We start from the raw sequence: 8,149 nt of genomic DNA, 5'->3' as shown, positions 1-8,149 counted from the left end.
TCGACGGCGTGGCGCGACCGCCACGCCGTCGATCGGTGGACGCTCCTGACGGTGCGTCAGCGGCTGGTCGTCACTTGACGGCCGCGAGCAGCGGCTCGATCTCGTCGATGGCGTACGGGATCGACAGGACGGTGTTGAAGGAGAACGCGGCGCCGATGTCCGGGTCCTGGTAGGGCACGAACAGGTCGCGCTTCTCCTGGTTGACCTTCAGCTTCTTGTAGAGCGGCTCGGCCTTGATGCGGTCGTTGGCCTCGGTGCTGGAGGTGACCCAGACGAGCCGGTCGACGTCGAGGATGTTCAGCTTCTCGGCACTGAGTTCGGCGACGTTCCAGCCCGGCTTGGCCAGGCCGTCGATCTCCGGCTTGAGCTTGAAGCCGAGCTCGGAGAAGAAGATCGCCTTGGGGTCCGTCCTGGTGAACGCCGAGTACTTGCCGGCCTCGAAGGAGTCGGCGACGGCGAGCGTCTTCGTCGCGAACTCGGGGTGCTTGTCGCGGACGGCCTTGAAGCGGGTGCCGATGTCGGCGATCAGCTTCTCGGTCTCGGCGTCCTTGCCGAGGGCCTTGCCGATCTGCCGGGTCATGACCTGCCACGGGGCGCCGTAGTCGGGGTGCTCCTTGGGCTGGGCGACGACCTTGGTGAACTTGGAGAGCGTGTCGTACTGCTCCTTCTTCATCCCCGAGTACTGGGCGATGACGAGGTCCGGCTTCAGCTGGGCGATCTTCTCGATGTTGTACTCGTCGCGCTCGCCGACGATCACCGGCTTGACGGAGCCCCACTTGTCCTTGGTCCAGGGCCACTTGCCGTACGGCTGCTCCTTGAACCAGTCGACCGAGCCGGCCGGCTTGACGCCCAGCGCGAGCACCGCGTCCTGGTCGGAGAGGCCGAGGGTGACGATCGTCTTCGGCTCCTTGTCGATCGTCGTGCTGCCGTACTTGTGCGCGACGGTGACGGGGAACGCGGCGGGCTTCGCGCCGCCGTCGGCCGAGGCCGGGGCGGAGGGCGAGGGGGAGGACGACCCGGATTTCTCCGCGCCGCCCCCACAGGCGGCGAGTGCGAGCGCCGCCACCGCGAGGACGGCCACACGGGGAGCGGATCTGGCGAACCGCGCGAGGGCGGCGGGACGTGCACCAGTTGACACGGACTTTCCTTTCACGGGGATGTGCAGTGCGTGCCGCGGCCGCCGGGAGTTGCCCTGCCCGGCGGAGGACGGCGGGTGTCGCGTGGGGGGTCGCGGAGCTGTACGAGGGGTGTGCGAGAAGGCGTCGGCCTAGGTCCTGTCGTCACACTCCCGTCGTCCGCCCATAGGGCGGGCGGGAGTTCGACGACAGGGCCTAGCGGGCCGTACCGACTCCGTCCACGACCGGCCGGGCCTCTTCGACGACCGGGGCCGGGGCGGAGGCGGGCGCGGGGACCGACGCCGGGGAGGAGGCGGCGGCCCGGCGGTGGACGACGACCGATTCGAGGATCTCCCCCACCCGGATCGCGGTGTTGGAGAGCAGCGAGGACGTGATGCCGTGGGTGTGCTCCGTACCGCCCTGGAGGTAGATCCCGCAGCGCAGTTCGGGGTCGGTGGCGACGCGGTAGTCGCGCTCGACGCGGACGCGGCCCTGCTCGTCGTGGTGGCAGTGGCGGGCGACGTCGCCGAGGAGGCCGAGCGGGTCGGCGGGGCTGTAGCCGGTGGCGAGGACGACGACGTCGGCGTCGAGCGTGGTCTCCTCGCCGCTGACCAGGGACTTGACGGTGGCGCGGGCCCCGTCCGGGCCGTCCTCGACGCCGACGAGCCGGGAGACGTTGAGGAAGCGGAGCCGCTCGGTGCCGAGGACCTTCTCCTGGTACGACTGCCGGTACAGGTCGTCGATGAGGTCGATGTCCACCACGGAGTAGTTGGTGTTGCCGTGGTACTCCATCAGCTTGCGCTTGATGTCGTCGGGCGCGGTGAAGTACTCGTCGACGGCTTCGGGGTCGAAGATCCGGTTGGCGAAGGCGCTGTCGTCGGCGGGGCTGTAGCCGTAGCGGGAGAAGACGGCGCAGATCTCGGCCTCGGGGAACCGGCGGTGGAGATAGGCCACGTTCTCGGCGGCGCTCTGTCCGGCGCCCACGACGACGAACCGCTCGGGTGCGGTGCCGTCCAGGGCGTCCACCTTGGCCAGCAGGTCGGAGTTGTGCCAGACCCGGTCGCTCCGCTCGATGCCCTCCGGCATACGGGGGCGAAGTCCCGTACCGAGGACGAGGTTGCGGGCGCGGTGCACGACGAGCTCCGTGCCGGCGCGGGCGGTGACCTCCAGGTACTCCACCACGCCGTCCTGGACGACGGGTTCGACGGCGATGATCTCGTGGCCGTACGAGACCATGTCGTCGACCTTCGCCGCCGCCCACTCGAAGTAGTCGTGGAACTCGACGCGCAGCGGGAAGAGGTTCTTGTGGTTGACGAAGTCGATGAGCCGGCCCTTGCTCCGCAGGTAGCAGAGGAAGCTGTACTCGCTGGACGGGTTCCGCAGCGTCACGAGGTCCTTGAGGAAGGACACCTGCATGGTCGCGTCGTCGATCAGCATGCCGCGGTGCCAGCCGAAGCACGGCTGCCGCTCGAAGAAGTGCGCGGTCACCGCCTCCTCCCTGCCGACCTGTGCGTTGTGCTCGCTGAGCGCCAACGCCATGGCCACGTTGGACGGCCCGAAGCCGATTCCAATGAGGTCGTGGACCAGAGGTGTGTCGCCAGGAAGAACCTGAGACATGTCACTCCCATCGTGCGTGCCGCCTGTGGGGGGCGTGAGGGAACAGGACGTCGGGGCACACCGGAGACGGCGACCCGAGTCGAACTTAGGTAAAGCTAACCTGACCTGAAGGTATCTGTCGACGCCCTTCAGTGAACGACGGCGGGGGAAATGGCTCCGAACAGCCTTGAAACACTGCCCAGTTGTCATGTTAGGTAAGCCTTGCTTTACTTGGCTTCGATCAATCGCTCTTCCGAGGAGGAAGCCCATGCGGGTCGTCATGTTCGGTTATCAGACCTGGGGCCATCGGACCCTCCGAGCGCTCCTGGACTCCGAGCACGACGTGGTGTTGGTCGTGACGCACCCCAAGAGCGAGCACGCCTACGAGAAGATCTGGAGCGACTCGGTCGCCGATCTGGCGGCGGAGCACGGCGTCCCCGTCGTCATCCGCAACCGGCCCGACGACGAGGAGCTGTTCGCGCGCCTCAAGGAGGCGGATCCGGACATCATCGTGGCCAACAACTGGCGTACGTGGATCCCGCCGCGCATCTACACCCTGCCGCGCCACGGCACGCTGAACGTCCACGACTCGCTGCTGCCGAAGTACGCCGGCTTCTCGCCCCTCATCTGGGCGCTGATCAACGGCGAGCCCGAAGTGGGCGTCACCGCCCACATGATGGACGAGGTGCTCGACGCCGGCGACATCGTGCGGCAGGAGTCGGTCGCCGTGGGACCGACCGACACGGCGACGGACCTGTTCCACAAGACGGTCGACCTCATCGCCCCGGTCACGATCGGCGCGCTCGACCTGATCGCCTCCGGGCAGACCGAGTTCACCCCGCAGGACAGGTCCCAGGCCACGTTCTTCCACAAGCGGGCCGAGGAGGACATCCGGATCGACTGGAGCTGGCCCGCCGAGGTCCTGGCGCGCCTGGTCCGCGCCCAGTCCGAGCCGTATCCGGCGGCCTTCACGTTCCATCGCGGCCGACGCCTGGAGATCCTCTCCGCCGTCGTCTCCACGGGCCGTTACGGCGGAACTCCCGGCCGGATCTTCTACCGCGAGGGCGACGGCGTCGTCGTCGTCGCCGGAGCGGACGCCCGCACCGGCCGCAACCACGGCCTCGCCGTCACCCGCGTACGGACCGACGACGGCCGCGAGTTGTCGGCGGCCGAGTACTTCACCTCCATGGGCGGCTACCTCACCGGCCGCCCCTGACCCCTACCCCCCGACCACGAGGACCCTCACCCATGCGTACCGCACGGCCTCGGCACTACCTCATGTGCCGGCCCACCCACTTCGACGTGGTCTACTCCATCAACCCCTGGATGGACCCGGCGAAGCCCGTCGACACCCAACTGGCCATCACCCAGTGGGAGAAGCTGCGCGAGGTCTACCTGAGCCTCGGGCACACCGTCGACACGATCGACCCCCTCCCCGGTCTCCCCGACATGGTGTTCGCCGCCAACGGCGCCACCGTGATCGACGGCCGGGCGCTCGTGGCGCGGTTCCGCGACGCCGAGCGCATCGCGGAGGGCCCCGCCTACCACGACTGGCTGCGCGACCACGGATTCCCGGACCTGCGCACCGCGAACGTCGTCAACGAGGGCGAGGGCGACTACCTGTTGGCCGGCGAGTGGCTCCTCGCCGGTACGGGCTTCCGCAGCGACCCGCGCTCGCACGACGAGGCGCAGGAGTTCTTCGGCCGCCCCGTCATCGGGCTGACGCTCGTGGACCCGGACTACTACCACCTCGACACCGCGCTCACGGTGCTCGACGAGCAGACCGTCGCGTACTACCCGGCGGCCTTCTCGCCGGGCAGCCTCGCCGTGCTGCGGCGACTGTTCCCGGACGCCGTCATCGCCATGGCCGAGGACGCGGCGGTCTTCGGCCTCAACGCGACCTCGGACGGCCACAACGTCGTCCTGCCCCACAACGCCACCGGTCTGGCCGAGCAGTTGCGCGCCCGGGGCTTCCACCCCATCGGCGTGGACCTCTCCGAACTGCTCAAGGCGGGTGGCAGCGTGAAGTGCTGCACGCTGGAACTGCGCACCGCCACCACGGCTTCGGCCCAGCACAACCCGGCATAGCCACTGACGTGCCCCGGACGGTCCCGGGGTACGCCAGTGGCCAATTATTAGGTTTACCTAACCTAGGGATCTCTCGATGGAGCAGCCGGTCGTCTCGGGGACGGCACACGACCCGGAGGGCGAGCGCTTCGCCTTCGTCGGCATCTCGAACGTACCGACCGACTGGGCGCGGGTCCTCGCCGCGCTCGCCGGCTCCGGACTGACCCTCGGCCCGCCCCCCGGCACGACCCCGGCCGCACCCTCCGCCGTGCCCGTGACGCGCATGACACCACCGAGCGTCCTGGACCTCCACGCGTACCTCCTGACGGCGATCGGCAAGGCCGCGCGCCGGCGCCTGACCGACCGGCTGACCGCGCACGGACTGCGCCTGTGGCACCTCACCGTGATGGCGCTGCTCCACGACCTCGGCCCGCAGATGAAGACGGCCCTGGCCACCCGGCTCGACATGAACGCCAGCGACCTCGTGAAGATCGTCAACGACCTGGAGAGGGCCGGACACGTGGACTGCGTCCGCGACACCGTCGACCGGCGCCGTGTCGTCGTCGGCCTGACGGACGCGGGCAGGACCGCGCTCGCCGAGCTCAGCGCGGACATCGCGTCGACGGACGACGACGTCCTCGCACCCCTCAGCCCGGCGGAGCGCGAGCAACTGGGCTCACTTTTACGCCGCGTCCACCACCACCTCGAACCGGCGAACGACCTGACGACCCCCCAGGAGCCCCTCGGTCGGACGGACGACTGAGCCGCCCGCACGTCGACCGGAACGCCCCGGCCGGCGCCGCGGCGGGAAACCGGTGGCCGCCGGGTTCGCCGCGGGACTATCGTCCGGGGTCCCGTCGGCCGCACCACCGGCCGCCCCGTACGACAGAGAGCGACGCACATGACCGGCCGCCAGGCGACGACGACCCTGTGGCGCCCCACCGGCCCCGTCGAGCTGGACCTCGTCCGCGAGCTGAACTGGCGTGCGTGGCCGCCTCGTCTCCCCGAGCAGCCGATCTTCTACCCGGTCCTCGACGAGGAGTACGCGATCAGGATCGCCCGCGACTGGAACGTGAGGCACGACGGCGCGGGGTTCGTGACCCGGTTCGAGGTCGACTCGGAGTTCCTGCGCCGCTATCCCGTCCAGCAGGCCGGCGGCCGCACGATCCTCGAGCTCTGGGTCCCGGCGGAGGAGTTGGACGAGTTCAACGCGCACGTCGTCGGCGAGATCCAGGTGATCCACGAGTTCCGCTGAGGCCACGGGAGCAGTGCGCGGCAGCTTCCTCACGACGACCTACGGCACGTTCGTCGCCCGCCTCACGAGATCCAGACACGCAGGAGCGCGGTCACGGCCACCGCGCCCAGGAGGGTCACCGGCATCGGCGCCCCGCGGCGGCGGAGGACGACCACGGTCGCGAGGCCCGCGAGCAGGGTGGGGTCCAGCCCGGTCCAGCCCGGACCGGCGACGGCCGTGACGACGAAGCCGGCGAGGAGCGCCGGGGCCACGAGGGAGATCACGGACCGGGCCCGCACGGGGAGTTCACGACCGCCCAGGACCGCCGGGCCGACGGCCTTGAAGGCGAAGCTGATCAGGGCGATGGAGCCGATGGCGATCCAGAGGGTCATCGGGTGGGTCATCGGGTCACCTCGACGGAGCCGGATTCGGATGCGGCTTCGGATTCGCATGCGGCTTCGGAGTCGGATGCGGCTTCGGATGCGGAGCCGGAGCCGGAGTCGGATGCCGAGTCGCCGTGGGCGTCGGCGGGCCGCACGAGCGCCACGAGGGCGGCTGCGGCCGCACCGACCAGGGCCGGTCCCGGGGGGAGGACGAGGACGAGTCCGGCCGCGATGACCGCGCCCAGGAGCGCCGGCAGCCGGTTGGCCCGCTCCTTGCGGAGCTCGTCGATCAGGAGCATCACGAACAGGGCGGGGGTGAGGACGTCCAGCCCGAGCGTGCGCAGGAGTTCCGGGTCGGGGGCGACGGCGACACCGAGCGCGGTCCCGGCGACCCAGGCCGGCCACTGGACGACGGTCGCGCCGAAGAGCACGTACCGGTCGAACCGGCCGCCGCCGAGGTGCGCCGCCGCCCAGGAGCCGTCCACCACGGCCTGGCCCTCCAGGGCCCGGCGCAGCCGCCCGCCGCGCAGGTCGGCGGCGACGGCCATGCCCATGGGGAGGAAGCGGCTGTTGACGAGAGCCGCGGCGGTGACGGCGGCGGCCACACCACCACCGGCGCTCAGGCCCGCCACCAGGGCGAACTGCGCGGAGCCGGAGAAGACGACCATCGAGCACAGGACGGGCGCGAGGGTGCCCCAGCCCTGCGCCTGTGTCACCGCGCCGAAGCTGGTGGCGAGCAGGAAGGAGGCGGCCGCCAGTCCTGTCCCGACGTCGAGTCCTGAGCGGAAGCGCTCTCGGGGGGTGTTGTCCATGCGCGACAACCTAACAGTCATAAGCGGTTAAGGGCATTAGGTAGCTACACTGGCGGCGTGACAGCGGAGAAGGCACCGAAGGTGCGGACGGCGGAGAACAACGGGTCCGGCGCACCCGACGCGGGCGCGGGCGTGACCCTCATGGGCGGACACCCCGTACTGGACTTCGCCAACACCGTCGCCTGGCGGACGGACCCGGCCCGCCGCGCCGAGCGGGTGCAGGGCCCCACGGCATGGGCGCGATGGGCGGTCGCCGCCGGACTGCTCACCCCGCAGCAGTCCGCCGGACTCCAGGCGGCCCTCGCGGAGACCGGGACCGAGGAGACGCAACGCCGGCTCGCCGAGCTGCGGCACCTTCGCGACCTGCTCTGGCCCGTCCTGGACGCGCTCACCGAGGGCGGCCCGCCCCCGGCCGAGGAGTGGAGCGGGCTCCGTCAGGAGATCCTGCGGGCCCGCGAGAACGCGGCACTGCCGCCCGCGTTCCCGCTGCGCTGGCAGCCCGGCACCGAGCGGCTCGCCGATCTGGGCCACATCCTGGCGCTCCAGGCCGAGGAGCTCCTGAGCGGCCCCGGCCTCGACCGGATCCGGCGCTGCGGAGGCCCCGGCTGCGGATGGTTCTTCCTCGACCGCAGCCGCAGCGGCACCCGCCGCTGGTGCAGCTCCGGCGACTGCGGCAACCGCGACCGCGCCCGCCGCCACTACGCCCGCACGAAGAACGCGCCGTGACGAGCTGAAGCCCCCGGCGCCCGACGAAACCGCCCGAGCCGCCACCCCGGCTCACCCGCCCGAGCCGCCGCCCCGGCGCCCGTCCCGGGATCGTCCCGGGACGTCCCACGCCCCGTCGGCGCCCGGGCGAGCGGCCCCCGGGAGGGAGACTGGCCGCGGCCGCCGGGGCCTGTCCGCTCCGCACGGGCCGCCGCACCGGGCATCAGGCCCGTGCGT

General features: G+C 70.9%; 9 protein-coding genes. 5 read left to right on the top strand and 4 right to left on the bottom strand.

Annotation, left to right across the window (positions count from 1 at the left end; genetic code table 11):
* Positions 1 to 70 precede the first annotated feature (70 nt).
* Both ACF08F_RS28560 and ACF08F_RS28555 read right to left on the bottom strand, forming a co-directional pair.
* Positions 71 to 1,138: an iron-siderophore ABC transporter substrate-binding protein gene (locus tag ACF08F_RS28560; protein WP_392301403.1), complete on the bottom strand. Its 1,068-nt coding sequence runs from the start codon at positions 1,136 to 1,138 to the stop codon at positions 71 to 73.
* Positions 1,139 to 1,331: 193 nt separating this feature from the next.
* Positions 1,332 to 2,732 carry a lysine N(6)-hydroxylase/L-ornithine N(5)-oxygenase family protein gene (locus ACF08F_RS28555; protein ID WP_392301402.1) on the bottom strand — a complete coding sequence of 467 codons (1,401 nt, stop codon included), beginning with the start codon at positions 2,730 to 2,732 and terminating at the stop codon, positions 1,332 to 1,334.
* A gap of 247 nt (positions 2,733 to 2,979) precedes the next feature.
* Here ACF08F_RS28555 and ACF08F_RS28550 point away from each other — a divergent pair, with 247 nt between their 5' ends.
* From ACF08F_RS28550 to ACF08F_RS28535, 4 genes are all read left to right on the top strand, one after another.
* Positions 2,980 to 3,927 carry a methionyl-tRNA formyltransferase gene (locus ACF08F_RS28550; protein WP_392301401.1) on the top strand — a complete coding sequence of 316 codons (948 nt, stop codon included), beginning with the start codon at positions 2,980 to 2,982 and terminating at the stop codon, positions 3,925 to 3,927.
* A 32-nt stretch (positions 3,928 to 3,959) separates the two neighbouring features.
* Positions 3,960 to 4,799: a dimethylargininase gene (ddaH, locus tag ACF08F_RS28545; protein WP_392301400.1), complete on the top strand. Its 840-nt coding sequence runs from the start codon at positions 3,960 to 3,962 to the stop codon at positions 4,797 to 4,799.
* Positions 4,800 to 4,875: 76 nt separating this feature from the next.
* On the top strand, positions 4,876 to 5,541 hold the full coding sequence (locus ACF08F_RS28540) for a winged helix DNA-binding protein (RefSeq protein WP_392301399.1): 666 nt from the start codon (positions 4,876 to 4,878) through the stop codon (positions 5,539 to 5,541).
* A gap of 138 nt (positions 5,542 to 5,679) precedes the next feature.
* Complete coding sequence (locus ACF08F_RS28535; protein WP_392301398.1) at positions 5,680 to 6,033, top strand: hypothetical protein; 354 nt, start codon at positions 5,680 to 5,682, stop codon at positions 6,031 to 6,033.
* A 62-nt stretch (positions 6,034 to 6,095) separates the two neighbouring features.
* On the opposite strand, the gene ACF08F_RS28530 is transcribed toward ACF08F_RS28535, so the two are convergent.
* Together ACF08F_RS28530 and ACF08F_RS28525 are read right to left on the bottom strand one after the other, a co-directional pair.
* Positions 6,096 to 6,416, bottom strand: a complete 321-nt coding sequence (locus tag ACF08F_RS28530) for an AzlD domain-containing protein (protein WP_392301397.1) — start codon at positions 6,414 to 6,416, stop codon at positions 6,096 to 6,098.
* The gene (locus ACF08F_RS28525) at positions 6,413 to 7,207 is read right to left on the bottom strand and encodes an AzlC family ABC transporter permease (RefSeq protein ID WP_392301396.1); all 795 of its coding nucleotides are present in this window, start codon (positions 7,205 to 7,207) and stop codon (positions 6,413 to 6,415) included. The genes ACF08F_RS28530 and ACF08F_RS28525 overlap by 4 nt, the downstream gene beginning before the upstream one ends.
* A gap of 57 nt (positions 7,208 to 7,264) precedes the next feature.
* Between ACF08F_RS28525 and ACF08F_RS28520 the strand changes: the two genes are divergently transcribed.
* Positions 7,265 to 7,933 carry a CGNR zinc finger domain-containing protein gene (locus tag ACF08F_RS28520; protein WP_392301395.1) on the top strand — a complete coding sequence of 223 codons (669 nt, stop codon included), beginning with the start codon at positions 7,265 to 7,267 and terminating at the stop codon, positions 7,931 to 7,933.
* Positions 7,934 to 8,149: the final 216 nt, after the last annotated feature.

Origin of the sequence: Streptomyces sp. NPDC015130, assembly GCF_043080005.1 — a bacterium.
In the GTDB taxonomy this organism is placed as follows: domain Bacteria; phylum Actinomycetota; class Actinomycetes; order Streptomycetales; family Streptomycetaceae; genus Streptomyces.
This window is presented reverse-complemented; position numbering and strand designations above follow the sequence as displayed.